This is a genomic window from Streptosporangium sp. NBC_01469, assembly GCF_036227305.1.
Lineage (GTDB): Bacteria > Actinomycetota > Actinomycetes > Streptosporangiales > Streptosporangiaceae > Streptosporangium.
Genome location: NZ_CP109465.1, coordinates 1 through 22,551 on the forward strand (window position 1 = coordinate 1; position 22,551 = coordinate 22,551).

A 22,551-nucleotide genomic window follows, 5' to 3' on the forward strand; every position below is an offset into this window, starting at 1 on the left:
TGTCCGGCGGTGACCTACTCTCCCACACCGTCCCCGGTGCAGTACCATCGGCGCTGAAGAGCTTAACTTCCGGGTTCGGAATGTAACCGGGTGTTTCCCCTTCGCCATAACCGCCGTAACCCTATGAAACACACAAACCAATGTTTGTTGTCTCAGAATTGCGTAGTGGACGCGAGCAAGACATGCAAGCATGTTGCTTTGTGGTCAAGTCCTCGGCCTATTAGTACTGGTCAGCTCCACACATTACTGCGCTTCCACTTCCAGCCTATCAACCCGGTCGTCTACCGGGAGCCTTACCCACTCTCATGGTGGGAGACCTCATCTCAAGGCGAGCTTCCCGCTTAGATGCTTTCAGCGGTTATCCCTTCCGAACGTAGCCAACCAGCCGTGCTCCTGGCGGAACAACTGGCACACCAGAGGTTCGTCCGTCCCGGTCCTCTCGTACTAGGGACAGCTCCTTTCAAGTCTCCTGCGCGCGCAGCGGATAGGGACCGAACTGTCTCGCGACGTTCTAAACCCAGCTCGCGTACCGCTTTAATGGGCGAACAGCCCAACCCTTGGGACCTACTCCAGCCCCAGGATGCGACGAGCCGACATCGAGGTGCCAAACCATCCCGTCGATATGGACTCTTGGGGAAGATCAGCCTGTTATCCCCGGGGTACCTTTTAGCCGTTGAGCGACGGCGCTTCCACATGCCACCGCCGGATCACTAGTCCCAGCTTTCGCTCCTGCTCGACCCGTCGGTCTCACAGTCAAGCTCCCTTGTGCACTTACACTCGACACCTGATTGCCAACCAGGCTGAGGGAACCTTTGGGCGCCTCCGTTACTCTTTAGGAGGCAACCGCCCCAGTTAAACTACCCACCAGACACTGTCCCTGATCCGGATCACGGACCGAAGTTAGACGTTCAAAACGACCAGAGTGGTATTTCACCAATGACTCCACCACCACTAGCGTGATAGCTTCACCGTCTCCCACCTATCCTACACAAGACGTTCCAAACGCCAATGTCAAGCTATAGTGAAGGTCCCGGGGTCTTTCCGTCCTGCTGCGCGTAACGAGCATCTTTACTCGTAGTGCAATTTCGCCGGGTCTGCGGTTGAGACAGCGGGGAAGTCGTTACGCCATTCGTGCAGGTCGGAACTTACCCGACAAGGAATTTCGCTACCTTAGGATGGTTATAGTTACCACCGCCGTTTACTGGCGCTTAAGTTCTCAGCTTCGCACACCAAAGTGCACTAACCGGTCCCCTTAACGTTCCAGCACCGGGCAGGCGTCAGTCCGTATACATCGTCTTACGACTTCGCACGGACCTGTGTTTTTAGTAAACAGTCGCTTCCCCCTGGCCTCTGCGACCCCCACCAGCTCAGAGCGCGAAGCTCATCACCAGCGAAGGCCCCCCTTCTCCCGAAGTTACGGGGGCAATTTGCCGAGTTCCTTAACCACAGTTCACCCGATCGCCTTAGTATTCTCTACCTGACCACCTGAGTCGGTTTAGGGTACGGGCCGCCACGACACTCACTAGAGGCTTTTCTCGGCAGCATAGGATCACCCACTTCGCCACAATCGGCTCGGCATCACATCTCAGGATACATGAACCGCGGATTTACCTACGGTTCTCCCTACATGCTTACCCCAGGACTACCATCGCCTGGGCTGGGCTACCTTCCTGCGTCACCCCATCGCTTACCTACTACCAGTTCAGGCCAGGCGTTCACCCTCACCCCAAGCCCGAAGGCTCAAGGGGGTTAAGGACCCTTAGTATCACTGGATTCAGTATTGGCGCATCGTAGCGGGTACGGGAATATCAACCCGTTGTCCATCGACTACGCCTGTCGGCCTCGCCTTAGGTCCCGACTTACCCTGGGCGGATTAGCCTGCCCCAGGAACCCTTGGTCATCCGGCGCAGAAGTTTCTCACTTCTGATTCGCTACTCATGCCTGCATTCTCACTCGCACAGCCTCCACAGCTGGATCACTCCGCTGCTTCCCCGGCCGCACGACGCTCCCCTACCCATCCACACACCTAAACCACAAAGGCTCGGTACATGTGTGAATGCCACGACTTCGGCGGTGTACTTGAGCCCCGCTACATTGTCGGCGCAGAATCACTTGACCAGTGAGCTATTACGCACTCTTTCAAGGGTGGCTGCTTCTAAGCCAACCTCCTGGTTGTCACTGCGACTCCACATCCTTTCCCACTTAGCACACGCTTAGGGGCCTTAGTCGGTGGTCTGGGCTGTTTCCCTCTCGACTACGGAGCTTATCCCCCGCAGTCTCACTGCTACGCTCTCACTTACCGGCATTCGGAGTTTGGCTGACGTCAGTAACCTTGTCGGGCCCATTAGCCATCCAGTGCTCTACCTCCGGCAAGAAACACGTAACGCTGCACCTAAATGCATTTCGGGGAGAACCAGCTATCACGGAGTTTGATTGGCCTTTCACCCCTAAACACAGGTCATCCCCCAGGTTTTCAACCCTGGTGGGTTCGGTCCTCCACGCGGTCTTACCCGCGCTTCAACCTGCCCATGCCTAGATCACTCCGCTTCGGGTCTACAGCATGCGACTCAAACGCCCTATTCAGACTCGCTTTCGCTACGGCTCCCCCACACGGGTTAACCTCGCCACACACCATAACTCGCAGGCTCATTCTTCAAAAGGCACGCAGTCACATCACAAACAAGGCGAACCTCGTTTACGCTCCTACGGCTTGTAGGCACACGGTTTCAGGTACTATTTCACGACCCCTCACCGGGGCGCTTTTCACCTTTCCCTCACGGTACTTGTTCACTATCGGTCATCAGGGAGTATTTAGGCTTACCAGGTGGTCCTGGCAGATTCACACAGGATTTCTCGGGCCCCGTGCTACTTGGGATCCCCTCAAACAGTCCAACCAATTTCGCCTACCCGACTCTCACGGTCTACGGCGCAACTTCCCAGAAGCTTCGACTATCGGAAGGATTTCTAACTGTCTGGAGAAACGGCAGTTCCTCCCAGAGGGTCCCACAACCCCGCAAACGCAACGCCTGCCGGCTATCACACGCCTACGGTTTAGCCTGATCCGCTTTCGCTCACCACTACTCACGGAATCACTAAATTGTTTTCTCTTCCTACGGGTACTGAGATGTTTCACTTCCCCGCGTTACCACCAACCGCCCTATACATTCAGGCGGAGGCAACACCACATGACTGGTGCTAGGTTTCCCCATTCGGACATCCCCGGATCAAAGTCTGGTTGGCGACTCCCCGGGGCTTAACGCAGCCTCCCACGTCCTTCATCGGCTCCTGATGCCAAGGCATCCACCGTGTGCCCTAAAAAACTTGGCCACAAAGATGCTCGCGTCCACTATGCAAATCTCAAACAACAAACAGCGACCAAACCACACCCGCCACCAACACCCACCACCACACACAAAACATGCGCAGCTGTGAACTGGTCTGACAGGAGGTCGGCCCCGCACGAGGCAAAACAGACACCCACCCCGAACCCGGGGCAGGCACCAGGGCCACCACCAACCGGCAGCAGCCCCGAACATGGTCCGTTTCCTCAGGACCCAACAGTGTGTTCAACCAGTCCCACCCGCGCGGCACCCCGTTCCCACTCCCTCCAAGGAGGGCGGTACTAGCGGTCCCGGCCGTCAGGCCCGGTTGAGTAGCCAATGCTCCACTAATGAGCGTGCCGAGCGTGAGACGTTCGCTCACGAACACGGCGTAGACCCCCACAGCTTGCGCCATGGAAGCCGGTGCTCCTTAGAAAGGAGGTGATCCAGCCGCACCTTCCGGTACGGCTACCTTGTTACGACTTCGTCCCAATCGCCAGCCCCACCTTCGACCGCTCCCCCCAGACAAGCTGGTTGGGCCACGGGCTTCGGGTGTTGCCGACTTTCGTGACGTGACGGGCGGTGTGTACAAGGCCCGGGAACGTATTCACCGCAGCGTTGCTGATCTGCGATTACTAGCGACTCCGACTTCATGGGGTCGAGTTGCAGACCCCAATCCGAACTGAGACCGGCTTTTAGGGATTCGCTCCACCTTGCGGTATCGCAACCCTCTGTACCGGCCATTGTAGCATGTTTGCAGCCCAAGACATAAGGGGCATGATGACTTGACGTCATCCCCACCTTCCTCCGAGTTGACCCCGGCAGTCTCCAATGAGTCCCCACCACCCCCGAAGGAGCGTGCTGGCAACATTGAACAAGGGTTGCGCTCGTTGCGGGACTTAACCCAACATCTCACGACACGAGCTGACGACAGCCATGCACCACCTGTCACCCAGTCCGAAGAGGCACCCATCTCTGAGTGTTTCCGGGCGATGTCAAGCCTTGGTAAGGTTCTTCGCGTTGCGTCGAATTAAGCAACATGCTCCGCCGCTTGTGCGGGCCCCCGTCAATTCCTTTGAGTTTTAGCCTTGCGGCCGTACTCCCCAGGCGGGGCGCTTAATGCGTTAGCTACGGCGCGGAAACCGTGGAAGGTCCCCACACCTAGCGCCCAACGTTTACAGCGTGGACTACCAGGGTATCTAATCCTGTTCGCTCCCCACGCTTTCGCTCCTCAGCGTCAGGTAAGGCCCAGAGAACCGCCTTCGCCACCGGTGTTCCTCCTGATATCTGCGCATTTCACCGCTACACCAGGAATTCCGTTCTCCCCTACCTACCTCTAGCCAGCCCGTATCGAATGCAGACCTGGAGTTAAGCCCCAAGCTTTCACACCCGACGTGACAAGCCACCTACGAGCTCTTTACGCCCAATAATTCCGGACAACGCTTGCGCCCTACGTATTACCGCGGCTGCTGGCACGTAGTTAGCCGGCGCTTCTTCTGCAGGTACACGTCAACTTCGTCCCTGCTGAAAGAGGTTTACAACCCGAAGGCCGTCATCCCCCACGCGGCGTCGCTGCGTCAGGCTTTCGCCCATTGCGCAATATTCCCCACTGCTGCCTCCCGTAGGAGTCTGGGCCGTGTCTCAGTCCCAGTGTGGCCGGTCGCCCTCTCAGGCCGGCTACCCGTCGTCGCCTTGGTAGGCCATTACCCCACCAACAAGCTGATAGGCCGCGAGTCCATCCCCAACCGAAAAACTTTCCACACACCAACGATGCCGTCATGTGTCATATCCGGTATTAGACCCAGTTTCCCGGGCTTATCCCAGAGTCAGGGGCAGGTTACTCACGTGTTACTCACCCGTTCGCCGCTCGAGTACCCCGAAGGGCCTTTCCGCTCGACTTGCATGTGTTAAGCACGCCGCCAGCGTTCGTCCTGAGCCAGGATCAAACTCTCCAAACAATGTCTGAACAGTCCTTACCCAGCTGAAAGCACCCACCACACATGGTGGATGTAATCAACCAAAGGAATCCATCCCCCACCCGAAAAGAGTGGTAGGACGGGGTTGTGCTTCATGCACTGGCTTTTAACACACTGTTGAGTTCTCAAGAAACGGACGCGTACACCATCACCCTGACCCGACCAACCGGCCGACCAGAACTCCGGGGCGTTCCATTTCGTATTACTATCTTATCGGGAGTGCCGGTTTCGTGTCAAACTGTCGGATTTTCCGACCCTCGACTCGAACCCGCCGAACCCGCTAGGATTGCGACCACCCCGTTTCCAGGGCAACCCCTCTAACTTACTCCAACATCCGGTCGCTGTCCAATCGTGCGGACGCGCCCGGCTTGCCGGGATGGAGAGAGGGTTTTGCCGGGCAGTTCGTCCGCCCCTGGAGGTTTAAACCTGGGGGTTCGTTGCCCTGCGGAAAGAACACTACCAGGACTCTCACGTCACAGAGACAACTTGCCAACCATCCCAGCGGCTCGCGCGTCCCAAACAGTCATAGGAAGTCGAAGCGCGCAACCAGACGTCAAGCCATTCGCAATCGACTCTGGATACGAAGTAGGCGCGAGGGTCAGATTCCTGACTCCGCCGTGGAGGTGAGCACCATGACCCGCTCGGAGTTCGACGACATCCGCGCGCACATCGACGCGGAGGCCGACCACCCAGGTGACCTACTGAGGGTTGCCAGGTCTCTGCTGAACGACCTTGAAGACGCACGTATGAGAGAGGCGACCCTCCGCGCCTACTATCTGCGTCTCCTCACCGCGGCTCGGGCAACGGTCGCCGCGGAGGCGGCCGGCTACCCGGAGCCCTTGACCTTCCTCACCGACGAGCTCGCCAAGCGCGGCCAGCTCCCGACATCCGAGGACGAGGTGAACCGGATCCTCGCCGACGCCCACACCGCGGCGGCACTGCTGGCCTGTCTCGAGGAGAATCCTCTTGGAGCGACCCCGATGCACACCGGCGGGGCTCGCGCGCGGAGGTGTGCCGGCACAAGCCGTAGCCTCCCACGATGAGGCGTTCCGCGTCATTGACCTGGGCTTGAACCAAGATCTGTAAGACTCCAGGCATGTTGCAGCGAGGGCTGAATTGGGCTGCGGCGACCCTCGTGGGCGTCTTCGGCTTTGTCTGGACCGGTGTAGTGATGTTCGCGGCCGTCGAGACCTCGACGTGGACCTGGGTCGGGCAGGTCTGCTTCGGGGCCTTCCTCACCTTCTGGGCTTTCTACAAGGCGAGCCTGCTGGTGCGCCGCACCAAGCCCAGTTTCGTCCCGAGACATCGCCGGGTGAGGGTCAGAGCCTGAGATACGCATCGCGGGCCGGGGCCCGGCGGCCGCCCACCGGCGCCGGGCCCCGGCCCGGAGCCTGAGGGCACAGCCGGGGACGGGCCCGGGAACGGGCCCCCGGCCGCCGAGGGCCGGACAGGCTACGAACCCGTCCGGAACGAGCGGAGCTCGTCGGCCACCTGCCGGCACGGCACCCCCAGGTCGAACCGGCTGAGGAGGTGGACGCCCTCCCCCGTGTCGATCTCCAGGAGTTCCGTACGCGAGGTGAAACGGGTCCGCGTGTCCACCCGGATGCGCTCGACGGATCTCCACGGCACCCGTTCGGATCCGGCGAAGCCCCTCACCACGATGAGGCCCTCGCCGTCGGCGGTCAGCCGTACCGGAGCGAGGACGTCGCGCACCGCCAGCGCCGCCAGGATCGCGGACGCGGCACCCGCCAAGATCGCCCCCCGAGGGTCGCCGAGGGTCAGGACCGTGAGCACCGCGAAGGCGAGCGCGCCGACGATCTTCATGATGAGGAGGTCTCGGCGCACGCGCCAGCGCAGGACAGGTTCGGATGTTTCGGCCACAGCGGCACGCTACCTCTCGGGCTCGGGCACCTTTCGCGCTCAGGCACCTCCCGTACGCCCGGCGCGTACGACTTGCCTTTCCCGCGCGTACGACGGTGTGATGCCCGGCGCTGGAGGCCGGAAATGCGGAAGGCCCTGATCTCTGGGAGATCAGGGCCTTCCGATTGGTAGCGGGGACAGGATTTGAACCTGCGACCTCTGGGTTATGAGCCCAGCGAGCTACCGAACTGCTCCACCCCGCGTCGGTGTGTGTTTGAACAGTATCCGGAATCCCCCTCCGGCTGCAAATCGGCCCGGGAACGCGGGGTGGCGCGCCTCGCGCTATCCCGCCCGGGGGGACTCTGGCCGCGGTGTGATCACCCAGACCAGCATGCCCACGGTGAGGGCGATGAGCCCGAGGGCCAGGGGCACGTGGACGACGGTGATGCCCCCGCCGCCGGTCATCGACTGCGCGAAGCCGCCGACGAAGAGGACGAGGCTGGCCAGGGCGGGCCAGACCGGGCCGCGGCCGGGCCGCCAGAGCAGCACCGCGGTCACCAGCTGGACGAGCCCGAGCACATGGACGGGCAGGGAACCCATGCCGTGCAGGCTCAGGGCGTCCGTGGCGCCACCGAGGACCTGCCCTGCGGTCAGGCCCTGCAAAACGATCACAAGCACCTGTAGGGCCAGTACAGCCCCGAGGACGACTCGTGTCCTGGACCCGCGGGGTCCGGACCGGCCAGGCTCGGGGCCGGCCTTGCCCCCGGTCGAGGTGCCGTCGGATGTGGGATCCGTGTGCATTCCATCTGCCTTTCGCCGCTCGACTCAAGTCTGGAATCGGCGGAAGAGGCGGGTGAGACCCCCGCCGTCTCCCGTACGGCTCAAGAGTTGTCCCGGACACGTGGCCGGGTCGTCAGACCGTGGGCGGTGAATGCCCTACACCCGTCGGCGTAGGCGGCGCCCGGTGAGAGGCCTGACGGGCCTTTCAGAGACGGGCATTTGAAAGGAGACGGGCACTTGATAAGGAAAAGGGCAACACAAAAGGCCCCGGTCGCCGTTTCCGGCGACCGGGGCCTTCTTTTGTAGCGGGGACAGGATTTGAACCTGCGACCTCTGGGTTATGAGCCCAGCGAGCTACCGAGCTGCTCCACCCCGCGTCGGTGTATGTCTTAACCATACCCGGCTTTGGTGATGGACGCGAATCGGATGCCCCTGGGCCCCCGGACGTCTCCTAGGGATTCGGTGTGGGCGTCGGTGTGACCGATGGGACCGGTGTGGCGGACGGTGTCGCCGACGGCGCCGGGGATCCCGACGACGAGGGCGACGGGGTGGGCGTGGGGGCCGACGTCGCCTCGGTGCCCTTCAGCTTCGACAGCGCCGCCTGGAGCTCCTTCTGGGCGTTGCCGTAGTCGGTCCAGTTCGGCGGGTTGGCCCGGAGGGCGGCCTGCGCCTTGTCGTACGCCTTCTGCGCCTCGTCGATGGCCTGGGCCAGCGCGGTGGCGGGCTTGGCCTCCTCCGGCTTGGCCTCGCCGGGCTTGGTCTCCTGCTGCGGCGCGGTCTGGGTGCCGTCGCCGAAGACCTGCTCCAGCGCGCCCTTGAGCGTGTCGGCCGAACCGACCTTGCTGCCGTAGGCCACCAGGACGCGGCGGAGGATCGGGTACGGCTCCTGGCCGGAGGCGGCCGCGATCTCCACGTAGACAGGTTCGACGTAGACCAGGCCGTCGGCGAACGGCAGGGTCAGCAGGTTGCCGTAGCGGACCTTCGCCTGACCGAGTCCGAGCAGGTTGAGCTCGCCGGAGAACTTGTTCTGGAAGTTGTTCTGCACCTGGCCGGGACCGGGGATCGTGGTGTTGGACGGCATGCGCAGGATGCGCAGCTTCCCGTAGTCGTCTCCCGGGGTGGCGTCCACGGCCATGAACGCGGCCAGGTTGGGCCCCTGGCGCGGCACGAACGTGGTGGTCAGCGAGAACGAGGGCGCCATGGTCTTCGGCATCTTGACCGACAGGTAGTACGGCGGCTGCTTGGTGTCGCGGTCGCCGGACGGGTCGTTCGGGACGTTCCAGAAGTCCTGGCCGCTGTAGAAGGCGTTCGGGTCGGAGATGTGGTACTGGGAGAGCACGTCACGCTGGACCTTGAACAGCGCCTCCGGGTAGCGAAGGTGCTGCCTGAGCTCGGTCGACATCTCCGTCTGCGGCTTGATGACGCCGGGGAAGGCCTTGCGCCAGGTCTGCAGGATGGGGTCCTTCTCGTCCCAGGCGTACAGGCTGACGGTGCCGTCGTAGGCGTCGACCATGGCCTTCACCGAGTTGCGCATGTAGTTGATCTGGTCGCGCGGCTGCGGGACCACCAGGCGCGGGTCGGTGATGGTGTCGCGCGTCATCGCCTCCAGGCTCTTGCTCTGGGAGTACGGGTAGGCGTTGGACGTGGTGTACGCGTCGGCGATCCAGACCACCCTGCCGCCGACGATGGCCGGGTAGGGGTTGTCGTCCAGGCTCAGGAACGGCGCCACCTTGGCGATCCGCTCCTGCGGGTTGCGCTCGTAAAGGATCTTGGAGTTCGCGTTGACGTCACCCGACAGCAGCAGGTTGATCTCGCCGTACTTGGCGGCGTAGAGCATCCGGTTGAGGAAGGACCCGACCGGGACCCCGCCCTTGCCGTCGTAGGTGGTGTTCTTCTGGCCGGTGCCGCCGCTCTCGGGGTAGTCGAGCTCCTGCTTCTGCTGGCCGGTGCCGCCGACGACGACGTACTCGGTCGAGCCGGGTGCCTCGCCGAAGTAGATCCGCGACTCCTTGAGCTTTGTCCGGTCCACCAGGGCGCCGGTGACCGGCATGTCCTTGGCGTCGAAGTTGGGCAGGCCCTCGGAGTCGACCTCGTTGCCGGGCGCGGCCACGAAACCGTTGCCGTGGGTGTAGACGAGGTGCCGGTTGATCCAGTTGTTCTGCTCGGCCGGCGGTCCGGTGAGCTCTCGCACGGCCACGACGGTGTCGCGCATCGTGCCGTTCGCGTCGGGGTAGCGGTCGACGTCGAGCGGCTCGTGGAAGTCGTAGTAACCGCGGATCCGCTGCTTCTGCTGGTAGGTCTTGGCGACCAGGCTCGGGTCGAGCAGGCGCACGCCGGAGATGGAGCTGTCGGCGGTGACGCTGACCTTGCTCGGGTCACCCTGAGCCGTGTAGTCGATCACCTCGGCGTCGTTGACGTCGTAGGCTTTTCGGGTCGCGTCGATGTTGCGCTTGATGTACTCCTGCTCCTTGCCCTGCTGGTTCGGCTTGACCTGGAACTGCTCGACCAGGGCCGGGTAGACCCCGCCGATCAGGATGGCCGAGAGCACCAGGAGGCCGAAGCCGACGCCGGGCAGCATGCCGCCGGATCGCACGACCCCGGCGAAGAACAGGACCGCGCAGATCAGGGCGATGATCGCCAGGATGCTCTTGGCGGGAAGCACCGCGTTGACGTCGGTGTAGGAGGCTCCGTGCCGGAATCCCCGGTCGGAGAAGACCAGCCCGTACCGGTCGACCCAGTAGGCGATCGCCTTCAGCAGCACGAAGATGCCGAGCAGCACCGACAGGTGCGCCCTGGCGCCGCGCGAGGCGTGCACGCCGGGCGACTGGAGCCGGAACCCGCCGTACAGGTAGTGCACGACCGCCGCCAGCAGGGCGGAGAGCACCACCGCGACGAACAGGAAGTTCAGCACCATCCGGATGAATGGATAGGTGAACATGAAGAAGGAGATGTCCATCTTGAACTGCGGGTCGGTCTCACCGAACGGCGTCGCGTTGATGAACTCCAGCCAGGTCTTCCACTGGCCGGAGAAGGACGATCCCGAGAACAGGCCGAGCACCGCCACGCCGACCAGGAAGATCAGCTTGCGGTGCGGGTCGAGGGCCATCCGGTACCGGTCGGCGCCGCTGGCGCCGCCGAACATCCCCGGACCGAACATCGGCCTCATGCGGTACGCCATCAGCATGTTGCCGCCGACGATCCCGACCATCAGCAGTGCGCCGACGGCGAACAGCAGGATCTGCGTGACGACCACACCGGAGAAGACGGCCGTGTAATTGACCGATTCGTACCAAAGGTAATCAGTGAAAATACCGGCAAAAAGGAAGAACAAGGCAACTATTGCGACCAGCGCGATCGCGACGGGAACTAGCAGTCGTGGCCGGCGGGGCAAGCGCATTGCCCTGCCGGCTCCGGGGGTCCGGAAGCTCAAGGCCAACCCCTTGTCGTAAGAGCACGGTCCGTGTCTGGCAACCTACACCGGCGAGAGTTGGGTCGCGTTCAGCCTTTCGGGCACGGTCCGGCCACAACACCCGCTGGTCTCGGGTCCACAGGTCCAACGTACGAGAGCCCTGATGAGTGCCCCGTGACGAGGTCCGGGACCGGAAAACCAGATCTTTTTACCTAATCGGATGCCGCGTCCCGCTTTTCGGGCTTCTTCTTCCGCCCGATTCCGGGGTCGGCCCGCCCGGTTCGGGGGTCAGCCGGCCGGGCAGCTCGGCACGGAACCCGAGCCGGTGCGGATCGCGTCGACCGCCTGGACGGCCTCGCGCAGGGTCGCGACCTTGACCAGCCTGAGGCCGGACGGAATCGCCTTGACCGCCTCGGCGCAGTTCTCCGCGGGGGTCAGGAAGACCGTCGCCCCCGCCTTCCTGGCGCCGACCATCTTCTGCTGGATGCCGCCGATCGGGCCGACCTGGCCCTCCGCGGTGATCGTTCCGGTCCCGGCGATGGACCTGCCGCCGGTCAACGCCCCGGGGGTGAGCTTGTCGACGATGCCCAGGGAGAACATCATCCCCGCGCTCGGCCCGCCGACGTCACCGACGTTGATCTTGACCTGGAAGGGGAACTTGTAGCCGACCCGCATGGTGATGCCCACGATGGGGGTACCGTCCTTGCCCGCGGCGGTCGGGACGGCGACGGTCACGCTCTGGGCGCCCCGGTTGACGACGAAACTGACCTGCTCACCCGGCTTGTGCCTGCGGACCGAAGCGGAGACGGTCTCGCGGTCGGACACGGGCGTGCCGTCCACCGAGACGATCTCGTCGCCGATCTTGAACTTCCCGTCGGCCGGCAGGCCCTTCTCGGTGGAGGCCACGGTCACGACCGAGCTGTAGGGGATCTTCAACTCCGTCAGCGCCGCCGCGGTCGCGTCGTCCTGGGAGTTCGTCATCTCCTGGGTGTTCTGTTCCTCGACCTCCTTCGCGGTGGTCGCCGGAGGGAAGATCGTCTCCTCGGGCACGACCGCGATGGCGGGATCGATCCATCCCTTGAGCGCGCTGAAAAGGTCGATCCTGGTGCCGGGGCCGCCCTGGTAGGCGACGGTGACGAGGCTGAGCTTGCCCTCCGTCGGGTACGTCTGGTGCCCCTCGACGCTGATCACCGGCTTGCCGTCGACGTCGCCGATGGTGTTCTCGGTCGGCCCGGGGCTCAGCACGACGTACGGCACCGGCAGCAGGCCGCCGACCAGCGCGAACATGAGCGTGAGGAAGCCCGCCACCATGAGGGTCAGCGCTCGTCGGGACATGGACAAAGCCTATGCCGTACGACAGGTCATGAAACCGCACCCGGACGCCGCCGCGCCGACGGCCGATCTCACTCGCAGGCCCCCACCCACTCGGAGGAGCCATCGGTGAAAACCTGGTTCTTCCAGATGGGGACCTGGCTCTTGAGGTCGTCGATCAACCTGCGGGAGGCCTCGAACGCCTCGCCCCGATGTGGCGCGGCGACCGCCACGACGACCGCGACGTCACCGAGTTCCAGGTCGCCGACCCGGTGGACGGCGGCCAGCGCGGTCACGGGGAAGTCCGTGGCGATCTTCTCGGCCACCCGGCGAAGCTCGTCCACGGCGCTCGGATGCGCCGAGTAGGACAGGCTCGTGACCGGCTTGCCGTGGTCCTGTTCGCGTACCGTGCCGACGAAGACGGTCGTGCCGCCCGCGGCATGGTCACCGACGGCGGCGAGCACCTCGTCGACGGACAGCGCGCTGTCGCGAATATCGAGCAACCGGATGACATCCACGCCGCAAAGCGTACCGCCAGGGAGAAACGACCTCCGGCCGCGTACCTGCTTGGGGGCGGGCCCCGAGGTTCCCCGCCCTCCGCCTGGACGTACGAGCCCGTACGCCCCGCGCGGACGTCAGGTGCGGCGCTTCTTGCGGGCGGCGCGGACGATCGCCGCGGTGCCGAGGACGGCGACGGTGGCGCCGGCCGCGGTGAGCGTGGCCTCCTTGCCGGACAGACGGCGGCCCACGACGGCGTGCTTGCCCTCGCGCAGCTCCAGGAGCTGCTCGAACGCGGCCTCGTTGGTCCACAGCGGCTTCCATCCGGCCTCGCGCAGCGCGGTGCAGTCGACCACCCACGGGTAGACGACGTAGTGCAGATCGGCGGCCGGGGCCGGGGTGACGCCGAGGCGGTGCAGGCGCTGGGCGGTGCCGAAGGTCAGCCCGGCGGGCAGCTCCAGCCTGCGCAGCCCGGAGATCTCCTCCACCTGCTCCTGCTCCAGCCAGCCCTCGCCACCGACGGCCACCACCCCCGAGACCGTGCCGAGCGCCGCCATCTCAAGGGCCGAGACGAGGTCGTCCACGTGGCAGAACTGCCAGCGGGGGTCGCATCCCTTGACGGTCAGCAGCCGGGGCGCCTCGAAGTGCCGGGTCACCACGCTGTCGACGCCGGGGCCGACCACGGCGGCGGGCCGGACCACGGTCACGCCGAGACCGGGGTGGCTGCGCAGGGAGCGCCGGGCGAGCGCCTCGATCTCCAGATGGTCGCCGACCATGCCCGTGTCGGGCTCGGCGGCGACCGGCGACCCCTCCGGCAGCGGGACCGGATTGTCGGGAACGGCGCCGTACACCATCGCGCTGGTGACCAGCACGACCCGCCGCACCCGGGCGGCGGCGCTGGCGGTGAGCACCGTCTGGGCCGCTCGCAGATTGTAGGCGCGCCGCTCCGCAGGGTTGGCGTCGAGCGCGTAGTCGGCCGCCAGATGCACGAGCACGTCAATATCAGATATGCGGTTCGCCAAGAGCGGATCTCGGACATCGAGGACCCGCCAGGTGACGTCGGGAACATCACCACGCTGCTCGTCGATGGCCACGACCCTGCGGAAATCCGCAGACGAGGCGACCTTCGCGAGGAAGGCACGGCCTAGGCCCGAGGCGGCGCCGGTGACGGCGACGACGGGGGGCCGGGAGCGTTTCGAGGTAGGCACCAGGTCCTCACTTTGCACTGACCCGCCATGCGACGGATAACGTGGCGGATGTGGACTCCTCCATCCTGCACGAGGTAGAGCGGTGACTGACTTGCCAGGTCGGGAAAACGACCCCAACGAGAATCCGTTCGCCATGTTCGGCAACCCGGAGCAGATCGCAGCGGCAATGCGCCAGTTCGCCGACATGCTCTCCGCTCCGCCGACCTCAGGTCCCGTCAACTGGGACATGGCGAAGAACATCGCACGGCACGTGGTGGTCGCCGAGGGCGATCCAAGTGTCATGGAAGGCGAGCGGCGCCAGATCGTCGACGCCCTGAATCTGGCCGACCTATGGCTCAACGAGGCCACCTCCCTGCCGAGCGGGGTGAGCAACCCCCAGGCGTGGAGCCGTTCCGAGTGGATCGAGAAGACCGTCCCGGTCTGGCAGAAGCTCTGTGACCCGATCGCCGCCCGCATGGTCGAGACCATGAGCGGCACGCTCGGCGCCACCGGTCTGCCCGCGGAGGCCCAGGCCATGGCCGGGCCGCTGATGGGGATGATGAAACAGATGGGCGGCATGATGGTCGGCCAGCAGATCGGCCAGGCCGTCGGCTCGCTCGCCCTCGAGGTGATCGGCTCCACCGACATCGGCCTGCCGCTGTCGGACAACGCCGCCCTGCTGCCCGGCGGCGTCGCGGCGTTCAGCCAGGGCCTGGAGATCCCCGCCGAGGAGATCCGCCTCTACCTCGCCCTGCGCGAGGCGGCCCACCACCGGCTTTTCCAGCACGTGCCGTGGCTGCGCGCGCACCTGCTCGGAGCCGTGGAGGAGTACGCCAGGGGCATCACGGTGGACGCGTCCGCACTGGAGGAGCAGCTCCGCGGGCTCGACATCAACAATCCCGAGCAGCTCCAGCAGGCGCTGAGCGGCGGCAACCTGCTCAAGCCCGAGGAGACCGAGCGGCAGAAGGCCGCCCTGTCCCGGCTGGAGACCATGCTCGCCCTGGTCGAGGGCTGGGTCGGTACCGTCGTGGACGGCGCCGCGGACGGCAAGCTCCCCTCGGCGACCGCGCTGTCGGAGACCGTACGGCGCCGCAGGGCGACCGGCGGCCCCGCCGAGCAGACCTTCGCCACGCTCGTCGGCCTCGAGCTCAGGCCCCGCCGCCTGCGCGAGGCCGCCGCCCTGTGGCAGGCCCTGGAGGCCGACAGGGGCGTCGACGGCCGCGACGCGGTCTGGAACCACCCCGACCTGATGCCCACCGCCGACGACCTCGACAACCCCGAGAGGTTCGTACGGGGCGAGCCCGAGCTCGACCTGTCGTCCCTGGAGGGGACCCGGCCTCCGGCCGCCCCCGGCGAGGAGGGCGACGACGGGAAGGGCCACGAGGACGACGGTGGCCGGGACAGTGGCCGGGACGGCGGCGCGTGAGCCTGCGCGCCGACGCGAAGGACGTGCTCACGGGGTGGACCGCGCCCACGGCGGAGGAGGAGATCCTCCGCAAGGAGTTCCTGGAGCACGTCCACGCCAATGACGACGCGATGTGGCGCGAGTGCGTCACCGGCCACCTGACGGCCACGACCGCGGTGCTCTCCCACGACGGCGAGCGGGTGCTGCTGACGCTGCACCCCAAGGCCGGGATGTGGCTGCCCATGGGAGGCCACTGCGAGCGCGGCGACGCCTCCCTGGAGGCGGTGGCGCTGCGTGAGGCCACCGAGGAGTCCGGCATCCCGGGCCTGCGGCTGCTGCCGGGCCCGCTCGCGCTCGACCGGCACGTGGTCTGGTGCCACCCGCCGCACAGCAGCCACCTCGACGTCGAGTACGGCGCCGTCGCCCCCGCCGACGTCGAGGCCGTGATCAGTGCCGAGTCGCTCGACCTGCGCTGGTTCCCGGTGGAGGAGATCCCCGAGCTCTCCGACGAGGCGACCCGCCGCCTGGCCCGCCGCGCCCGCGAGGTCCTGCGCTCCGGGTAATCGAACGCTCGCCTTCGCACGGTTCCGCGACCGGTTCCGGCCTGCTCGGGGCATGTCCCGAGGGCGTTGGACCGTTTTACGCTTGTCTCACCTTTCCCCGGATACCTTCGTCCTCATCAGGCTGTACGAAGCGGATCGGGGCACTGTGAGCGTGGACATCGTGGCTGACAGGGGCGCCGAGGGCACCGGGGGCACCGTCGTGCCGCCGGCGCGGCGACGGCGGCGCCGGAGGATTCCCAAAACCCTCGCCTGGGCCGCGGTGACCCCGTTCGCCGCCTGGGCGATGGCCCGGGTGGCCGGGCTCGAACGCGACTCGCTGACCATCCAGCTCATGACCGGCACCCCGTACGTGGCCGCGGCCTCGCTCGCACCGGTGCTGCTGTCCGCGCTGACCCGCACCCGGGCGGTGACGGCGGTGGCGCTGGTCACCACCGCGGCGCTCGGCCTCAGCGTGCTTCCCAGGGCCCTCCGTTCCGGGGATCCCGTGGTGGGAACGCCCCTGCGGGTGCTGACGCTCAACACGCTGTTCGGGCACGCCGAGCCCGAAGCGGTGATGGACCTGGTCAGGCGGCTGGACCCGGACGTGTTCAGCACCCAGGAGCTGACCCCGGGGATGGTCGAGAAGTTCCAGACGGCCGGGCTGGAGAAGATCATGCCGTACCAGGTGCTGGAGCCGGAGTGGAGCGCCGGCGGCAGCGGCCTGTACTCGCGGTATCCGCTGACCGCCAGGAAGAACCTGTTCGAGGCGATCGGGCACAACATGCCCGCCGCGTCGATGACCGTGCCCGGCGCCATGCCCGTCGAGATCGTCGACGTGCATCCCTTCCCGCCGCTGGGCAGGCAGGTGTACGACTGGACGGCGGCGCTGGACGCCCTGCCCTCCGCCGCGCCCGACACGATCCGCATCCTCGCGGGCGACTTCAACGCCAGCCTCGACCACGCGGCCATGCGCCGTTTCCTGAGCCGCGGCTATCTGGACGCGGCCGACAGCGCCGGGGAGGGCCTCACCCCCACCTGGCCGGTCAACAAGCGCGTCCCGGCGCTGATCACGATCGACCACGTCGTGGCGGACCTGCGGGTGGGGGTGAACGCGGTCAGCGTGCACACCGTTCCCGGTACCGACCATCGGGCGGTCTTCGCGGACCTGCGCCTGCCCCCGTCCTGACGGCCCCTTCGGTTTCCCTGACTTCCTTGGGCTGCGGACCCGCTTGGCCTGCTTGGGCGCTCAGGGCGCCCGAACGGCTACGGCACCCGGTCACTCCTGAGCTCCTGAGCTCCTGAGCTCCTGAGATCAGGATGAGAGCAGGGCCCGGGTGTTGTCCCAGCCCTCCAGACCGGGGTCGAGGAGACGGATGTCGCCAGGAGTGCGCAGGCGGTGCCAGCCGGGGCCCCTCGCGACCATGCGGCTGCCGGGCGCGGAGGCGCGTAGTGCCTTGACCGGGTCGAGGTCGTCGAAGCCCACCGCGGCCCAGTCCGGATAGGGCAGGTGGGCGGCGAACGCCACCGTGCCGCCCCCGGTATCCGGGCAGACGGCGATCCTGGCCCGGCCCAGCTCGCGGAAGAGCTTGCCGATGAGCAACGGGGGCAGGTCGGGCGCGTCGGCGCTCAGCAGGACCGCCTGCCGACCGTACGGCAGGGCCGCGAAGGCGGCCTCGACCAGGGCACTCCCTGAAAGATCGGGAATCTCGACGACCGGGGTGCCCGGCCAGACGATCTCTTCCATGCCGGGGACGCTCGTCACCACGACAGGTGAGACGAAGTCGAGCCCGGCGACGAGCTCGTAGGCGTCTTCGGCGACGGCCGTGAGGAAGTCGGCCGCGTCGACTCCCGGGGGGGCCGCGTCCGCCACGGAGGGCGTGACGAGGACGGCCACCACTCGATCTTCCGTCAACATTCCTCCGCGGAACCGTGAGCCGCCGTGGAGAATCCCTCCAGGAAGCCCCGCGCCCGCTCGGCCTTGGGATATCGTTCCACAAGCGCCCAGAAGCGTGAGCCGTGGCTCGGCACCAGCAGGTGAACGAGCTCATGCATGATCACATAGTCGACCACCCACGACGGCATGCCCCGCAGCCGCGTGGAGATCCTGATGGTCCCGTGGTCAGGGGTGCACGAGCCCCAGCGGTGTTGCTGGTTCTCCACCCAGCGTACGCTCGACGGCTTCGCCTCTCCGCCCAGATAGCGGGCCGACAGATCGACGGCCCGATCAAGGAGATCGTCGTCGGAGGGACGTCTGCGCTGTTCCTTGGCCGCGAGGCGATCGAGCATACGGCGCACCCATTGTTCCTCATCGGTGCTACTCAGACCGGCGGGGAGGAGCACGATCGTTTTCTCGCCGTCGCGGTACGCAGAAACCGTCCGCCGGCGGCGAGAACTGCGGCGGACCTCGACTGTCTCGGGGGGCACATATGAACGGTAGCCGAGAATGACGAATTCACACCAGGGGGTAGAACACGTTCCCGCTGGTCAATCCCCGTTCGCCGATTGTTCAGCACGGGTGATCAACTATGACCGTGACTTATCTAATTAACCTGGATATCAGCCGTCTCATGCGTTGCCGAAACGCGGGACCCGCTGTTCTCTCTGGGCTGCCAGCCCTTCAAGCATGTCGTCGGAGATCATCGTGACCGGCTGGGCGAGGGACTCCCAGCGCAGCGCGGCGTCGAGGTCCGCGTGCCCGCCACCCGCTAGAGCGATCTTGGTGAGCCGGGTGGCGACCGGCGCGTTGGCCGCGGTGCGCGACGCGATCCCCATCACCTCGGCCATCAGCGACTCGCGAGGAAACGCCCTGGTCACCAGCCCCGCGGGCGCGGCCTCCGCCCCCGTCAACGTCCGCCCCGTGAGCAGCATCTCCCTGGCCACGCCCACTCCGGCGACCCTGGGCAGCAGGTAGGTGGCCGCCATGCCGGGATGCAGGCCGAGTGAGGTGAAGGGGACGAGCAGTTTGGCCTCCTCCGCGGCGTAGACCAGGTCGCAGGCGAGGGCGAGGCACAGCCCCGCCCCGACGGCCGCGCCGTTGACGGCGGCGATGGTCGGCACCTCCAGATCGGCGATCGCCAGCCAGGTCCGGTAGAAGCCGAGCATCCGCTCACGCAGGGCGGGAACTCCCTCGGCGGCCCGCTCGGCGAGCCAGGACAGGTCGCCCCCGGAACAGAACGCGTTTCCCGCCCCGGTGACGACGACACATCGGAGGTCGCGGTCCGCCGCGAGATCGGCGATGGCCAGCCGCCACCGTGCGGTCATTCCATCGGTCATCGCGTTGCGCCGGTCGGGGCGGTTCAGAGTGAGCACCGCGACGCCGTCGGCACGCCGGTCGATCAAGAGCTCGTCCATGCCGGGGAGCGTAACCCACCGTCTCCCGACCACCGCTCAGGGGCGGGTTATCCACAGGGTGGGAGTTATCCACAGGCGGCGGGAAAGGCGTCCGGGATCTTGAGGGGGCATGCCACGCTGGCACACCCGGCAGGCCACTCCACCTGCTCACCCCTCATCCCCTGCTCACCGGCAGGCTGCTCCCAAGAAAGGCTCTCCGATGAGACCACGTCTGAAGCCCGCTCTGCGCCGCGTCGCCCGTGACGGACGCACCCTGCAGTTCGGTCTGCACCCCCGCCACGCGGTGGTGCTGACCGATCTCGAACCGGAGGTCCGCCGCTGGGTGGAGAGCCTCGACGGCGTACGGGATCTCGCGGGCGTGCTGGCCGGCGCCGCCGAGGCGGGTCTCGGCGAGGAGCGCGGCCGGACCCTGCTCGACCTACTGGTCAGCCGTGGCGTGGTGGACGACGCGAGTGCGGGTCCCGGCCCGCTGCGCGCGCTCGCGATGGCCGAGCGTGACCGGCTCCAGCCTGATCTCGACGCGCTCTCCCTCACTCCCGGCACGATCGACGGCGGGCTCGCCACACTGGAGCGCAGGCGAGAGGCCCAGGTGCGGGTCTACGGCGCGGGCCGGGTGGGCGCGCAGGTCGTCGGCCTGCTCGCCGCCTCCGGGGTCGGCCGGATCTGCGTCATCGATCCCGGTACGGCCCGCCGACGGGATGTCGTCCCCGGCGGGCTCGACTGGACGGAGGTGGGGATGAGCAGGCAGGACGGTGCGGTCGCGATGGCCAAGCGGCTGGCGCCCGGTCTCACCGCATGGACCGGCGACGGAGCGGCCCAGCTGGCCGACGGAGCGAGGCCGCCGGACCTGGCGGTGCTCGCTCCGGTGGTGCCCCTGGACGGCCTTCTCGTCAAGGAGCTCGTCGAGTGGGAGATCCCGCACCTGCTGGTCACCGCCTTCGAGGGCTCCGGGTCGGTCGGCCCTCTGGTGCTGCCCGGACGGAGCACGTGCCTGCACTGCCTGGATCTGACCCGGCGAGATCGCGACCCCGGCTGGCCCGTCGTCAGCGCCCGGTTGGGCGGCTTCCCCGCGGGAGAAATCGCGTGTGGGACAGTGCTGTCGACGCTGGTGGCGGCGTCGGCGGCAGGCCACGCACTTGCTGTGATCGACGGCCGTGAGCCCGCTGTGACCAACAGCACAATGGAAGTATTGCCAGATTGGAGCTGGAAGAGGCGATCCTGGAGTGTTCATCCTCAATGTCGTTGCTTCCGAAACGAGTTGGGTTCGCTAACAATGGTCGCGTCGGCTACCTGCCGCTGACGGACACACAGCGAAGGGAGGGAGCGGCGTCTCGCTGTACCAGCGGATGCGCCGCTAACCAAGGTGAGTGACCTTCCGCGCCGCGCCGTTGCGCGCTCCGCCAAGCTGGCCGCCCTGCCGATCGGGTTCGCCGGACGCACCGCTCTCGGTCTCGGGAAACGCATCGGGGGTAAGTCCGCCGAGATCGTCGCCCAGGAAATTCAGGAACGCACCGCCGAGCAGATCTTCAAGGTTCTCGGAGAGCTCAAGGGCGGGGCGATGAAGCTCGGCCAGGCGCTGTCCATCTTCGAGGCGGCGCTGCCCGCCGAGGTCGCCGGCCCCTACCGCGCGACCCTGACCAAACTCCAGGACGCGGCACCACCGCTTCCCGCGGCGACCGTGCACAAGGTTCTCGTCGAGCAGCTGGGCGACGACTGGCGGGAGAACTTCCTGTCGTTCGACGACAGACCCACCGCCGCCGCGTCGATCGGGCAGGTGCACAAGGCGGTCTGGCACGACGGCCGGACGGTCGCGGTCAAAATCCAGTATCCGGGGGCGGGTAAGGCCCTGCTCTCCGACTTCACCCAGCTGTCCCGGCTCGGCAAGCTCTTCGGGGTGTTGCTGCCCGGCCTCGACATCAAGACCGTCCTGAGCGAGTTGCGCGAGCGAGTGGTCGAGGAGCTCGACTATCTCCACGAGGCCGAGGCGCAGCACGCCTTCGCCCTGGAGTTCAAGGACGACCCCGACTTCCTGATCCCGGATGTGATCGCCGCCAACGAGCAGGTGCTCGTCTCCGAATGGGTCGACGGCACCCCGCTGTCGCGGATCATCACCGACGGCACCCAGGAAGAGCGTGACCGGGCCGGGCTCCAGCTCGTCCGTTTCCTGTTCTCCTCGCCCGCGCGGCTGGGCATGCTCCACGCCGACCCCCATCCGGGCAACTTCCGGATCGTCGAGGACGGCCGGATGTGCGTGCTCGACTTCGGCGCGGTCAACCGGATGCCCCACGGATATCCGCCGGTCTTCGGGAAGCTGACCCGCATCTTCAACAACGGCGACATGGCGACCGTGGTCCAGGGCCTGCGCGACGAGGGCTTCATCCAGCCGCACATCGAGATCGACCCCGAGGCCCTGCGGGCGTTCCTCGCCCCCTACGTCGAGCCGACCGCCGTGGAGGAGTTCTCGTTCAGCAGGGAGTGGCTCCAGCGGCAGGCGGCCAAGGCCACCGATCTACGTCCCGGCAATGTGGTGCGCCAGCTCAACCTGCCCGCCTCGTACGTCCTCATCCATCGCGTGCACGCGGCGGGGGTCGGCGTCCTCTGCCAGCTCGGCGCCACTGCCCGCTTCCGCGAGGAGGTCATCCGCTGGGTCCCCGGATTCACCGACGAGGATTCGGGAGAGCCCACCCTCACCAGCGCCTGAGGGATATTTTCCTTCCCACGACATCCGGCGACCCCCCGCACCCCCGCACCCCCTCGCCCCCGCGACGTCCGCGAACATCCCACGGCGTCCGCCGACCCCCGCGACGTCGGGCGACGTTCCGCGATGTCGGGTGACCTCGGACGACACCCCGCTGCGGGGTGGGATCGGCGAGACGCCTGAGGGGTGGCCCGCCGAAGCGGGTCACCCCTCA

The 22,551-nt window shown here is 66.3% G+C and carries 16 protein-coding genes, 2 tRNA genes and 3 rRNA genes; 7 read left to right on the forward strand and 14 right to left on the reverse strand.

The window, feature by feature from the left end; genetic code table 11:
• Position 1: 1 nt before the first annotated feature.
• From rrf to OG587_RS00015, 3 genes are all read right to left on the reverse strand, one after another.
• Positions 2 to 118: ribosomal RNA gene (gene rrf, locus OG587_RS00005) — 5S ribosomal RNA — on the reverse strand.
• An 82-nt stretch (positions 119 to 200) separates the two neighbouring features.
• Positions 201 to 3,327: ribosomal RNA gene (locus tag OG587_RS00010) — 23S ribosomal RNA — on the reverse strand.
• Positions 3,328 to 3,754: 427 nt separating this feature from the next.
• Positions 3,755 to 5,278: ribosomal RNA gene (locus OG587_RS00015) — 16S ribosomal RNA — on the reverse strand.
• The 16S, 23S and 5S rRNA genes sit together here, the layout of an rRNA operon.
• A 650-nt stretch (positions 5,279 to 5,928) precedes the next feature.
• On the opposite strand from OG587_RS00015, the gene OG587_RS00020 reads away from it, so the two are divergent.
• Together OG587_RS00020 and OG587_RS00025 are read left to right on the forward strand one after the other, a co-directional pair.
• Positions 5,929 to 6,339 carry a hypothetical protein gene (locus OG587_RS00020; protein WP_329085624.1) on the forward strand — a complete coding sequence of 137 codons (411 nt, stop codon included), beginning with the start codon at positions 5,929 to 5,931 and terminating at the stop codon, positions 6,337 to 6,339.
• A gap of 53 nt (positions 6,340 to 6,392) precedes the next feature.
• On the forward strand, positions 6,393 to 6,626 hold the full coding sequence (locus OG587_RS00025) for a hypothetical protein (protein WP_329085625.1): 234 nt from the start codon (positions 6,393 to 6,395) through the stop codon (positions 6,624 to 6,626).
• A 122-nt stretch (positions 6,627 to 6,748) separates the two neighbouring features.
• On the opposite strand, the gene OG587_RS00030 is transcribed toward OG587_RS00025, so the two are convergent.
• The 8 genes from OG587_RS00030 to OG587_RS00065 form a co-directional block, all read right to left on the reverse strand.
• Positions 6,749 to 7,177 (reverse strand): PH domain-containing protein, encoded by a 429-nt coding sequence (locus OG587_RS00030; protein ID WP_329085626.1) that lies wholly within the window; start codon positions 7,175 to 7,177, stop codon positions 6,749 to 6,751.
• Positions 7,178 to 7,342: 165 nt separating this feature from the next.
• A tRNA-Met gene (locus tag OG587_RS00035) sits at positions 7,343 to 7,419 on the reverse strand.
• A gap of 79 nt (positions 7,420 to 7,498) precedes the next feature.
• Positions 7,499 to 7,834, reverse strand: coding sequence for a hypothetical protein (locus tag OG587_RS00040; protein WP_329085627.1), 336 nt, complete (start codon positions 7,832 to 7,834; stop codon positions 7,499 to 7,501).
• A 405-nt stretch (positions 7,835 to 8,239) separates the two neighbouring features.
• Positions 8,240 to 8,313 (reverse strand) — tRNA-Met (locus tag OG587_RS00045).
• Between the two features lie 74 nt (positions 8,314 to 8,387).
• Positions 8,388 to 11,333: a UPF0182 family membrane protein gene (locus OG587_RS00050; protein WP_329085628.1), complete on the reverse strand. Its 2,946-nt coding sequence runs from the start codon at positions 11,331 to 11,333 to the stop codon at positions 8,388 to 8,390.
• 300 nt (positions 11,334 to 11,633) lie between these two features.
• A complete protein-coding gene (locus OG587_RS00055) occupies positions 11,634 to 12,680 on the reverse strand; it encodes a YlbL family protein (protein ID WP_329085629.1) in 1,047 nt (348 codons plus the stop codon).
• Between the two features lie 68 nt (positions 12,681 to 12,748).
• Entirely contained in the window at positions 12,749 to 13,174 is a 426-nt protein-coding gene (locus OG587_RS00060) for a molybdenum cofactor biosynthesis protein MoaE (protein WP_329085630.1), read from the reverse strand.
• 117 nt (positions 13,175 to 13,291) lie between these two features.
• Positions 13,292 to 14,365 carry an NAD-dependent epimerase/dehydratase family protein gene (locus OG587_RS00065; RefSeq protein ID WP_329093680.1) on the reverse strand — a complete coding sequence of 358 codons (1,074 nt, stop codon included), beginning with the start codon at positions 14,363 to 14,365 and terminating at the stop codon, positions 13,292 to 13,294.
• Positions 14,366 to 14,444: 79 nt separating this feature from the next.
• Here OG587_RS00065 and OG587_RS00070 point away from each other — a divergent pair, with 79 nt between their 5' ends.
• The 3 genes from OG587_RS00070 to OG587_RS00080 all read left to right on the forward strand — a co-directional run bounded on the left by OG587_RS00070 (position 14,445) and on the right by OG587_RS00080 (position 17,474).
• Positions 14,445 to 15,767: a zinc-dependent metalloprotease gene (locus OG587_RS00070; protein ID WP_329085631.1), complete on the forward strand. Its 1,323-nt coding sequence runs from the start codon at positions 14,445 to 14,447 to the stop codon at positions 15,765 to 15,767.
• Positions 15,764 to 16,309, forward strand: a complete 546-nt coding sequence (locus tag OG587_RS00075; RefSeq protein WP_329085632.1) for an NUDIX hydrolase — start codon at positions 15,764 to 15,766, stop codon at positions 16,307 to 16,309. The genes OG587_RS00070 and OG587_RS00075 overlap by 4 nt, the downstream gene beginning before the upstream one ends.
• A gap of 160 nt (positions 16,310 to 16,469) precedes the next feature.
• Positions 16,470 to 17,474 (forward strand): endonuclease/exonuclease/phosphatase family protein, encoded by a 1,005-nt coding sequence (locus OG587_RS00080; RefSeq protein WP_329085633.1) that lies wholly within the window; start codon positions 16,470 to 16,472, stop codon positions 17,472 to 17,474.
• 126 nt (positions 17,475 to 17,600) lie between these two features.
• Here the strand turns inward: OG587_RS00080 and OG587_RS00085 are convergent, their stop codons facing one another.
• The 3 genes from OG587_RS00085 to OG587_RS00095 all read right to left on the reverse strand — a co-directional run bounded on the left by OG587_RS00085 (position 17,601) and on the right by OG587_RS00095 (position 19,639).
• On the reverse strand, positions 17,601 to 18,182 hold the full coding sequence (locus tag OG587_RS00085) for a hypothetical protein (RefSeq protein ID WP_329085636.1): 582 nt from the start codon (positions 18,180 to 18,182) through the stop codon (positions 17,601 to 17,603).
• Between the two features lie 14 nt (positions 18,183 to 18,196).
• The gene (locus OG587_RS00090; protein ID WP_329085638.1) at positions 18,197 to 18,712 is read right to left on the reverse strand and encodes a M48 metallopeptidase family protein; all 516 of its coding nucleotides are present in this window, start codon (positions 18,710 to 18,712) and stop codon (positions 18,197 to 18,199) included.
• 141 nt (positions 18,713 to 18,853) lie between these two features.
• Entirely contained in the window at positions 18,854 to 19,639 is a 786-nt protein-coding gene (locus OG587_RS00095; RefSeq protein WP_329085640.1) for an enoyl-CoA hydratase/isomerase family protein, read from the reverse strand.
• 199 nt (positions 19,640 to 19,838) lie between these two features.
• Here OG587_RS00095 and OG587_RS00100 point away from each other — a divergent pair, with 199 nt between their 5' ends.
• On the forward strand, positions 19,839 to 20,939 hold the full coding sequence (locus OG587_RS00100) for a ThiF family adenylyltransferase (RefSeq protein WP_329085642.1): 1,101 nt from the start codon (positions 19,839 to 19,841) through the stop codon (positions 20,937 to 20,939).
• A gap of 63 nt (positions 20,940 to 21,002) precedes the next feature.
• Positions 21,003 to 22,340 carry an ABC1 kinase family protein gene (locus OG587_RS00105; protein WP_329085644.1) on the forward strand — a complete coding sequence of 446 codons (1,338 nt, stop codon included), beginning with the start codon at positions 21,003 to 21,005 and terminating at the stop codon, positions 22,338 to 22,340.
• The last annotated feature ends 211 nt before the right edge of the window (positions 22,341 to 22,551 follow it).

Bases quoted from the DNA above. Each gene is read 5' to 3' on its own strand.
- OG587_RS00020 (WP_329085624.1), top strand. From the start codon at position 5,929: ATGACCCGCTCGGAGTTCGACGACATCCGCGCGCACATCGACGCGGAG.
- OG587_RS00025 (WP_329085625.1), top strand. From the start codon at position 6,393: ATGTTGCAGCGAGGGCTGAATTGGGCTGCGGCGACCCTCGTGGGCGTC.
- OG587_RS00050 (WP_329085628.1), bottom strand. From the start codon at position 11,333: ATGCGCTTGCCCCGCCGGCCACGACTGCTAGTTCCCGTCGCGATCGCG.
- OG587_RS00055 (WP_329085629.1), bottom strand. From the start codon at position 12,680: ATGTCCCGACGAGCGCTGACCCTCATGGTGGCGGGCTTCCTCACGCTC.
- OG587_RS00095 (WP_329085640.1), bottom strand. From the start codon at position 19,639: ATGGACGAGCTCTTGATCGACCGGCGTGCCGACGGCGTCGCGGTGCTC.
- OG587_RS00100 (WP_329085642.1), top strand. From the start codon at position 19,839: ATGAGACCACGTCTGAAGCCCGCTCTGCGCCGCGTCGCCCGTGACGGA.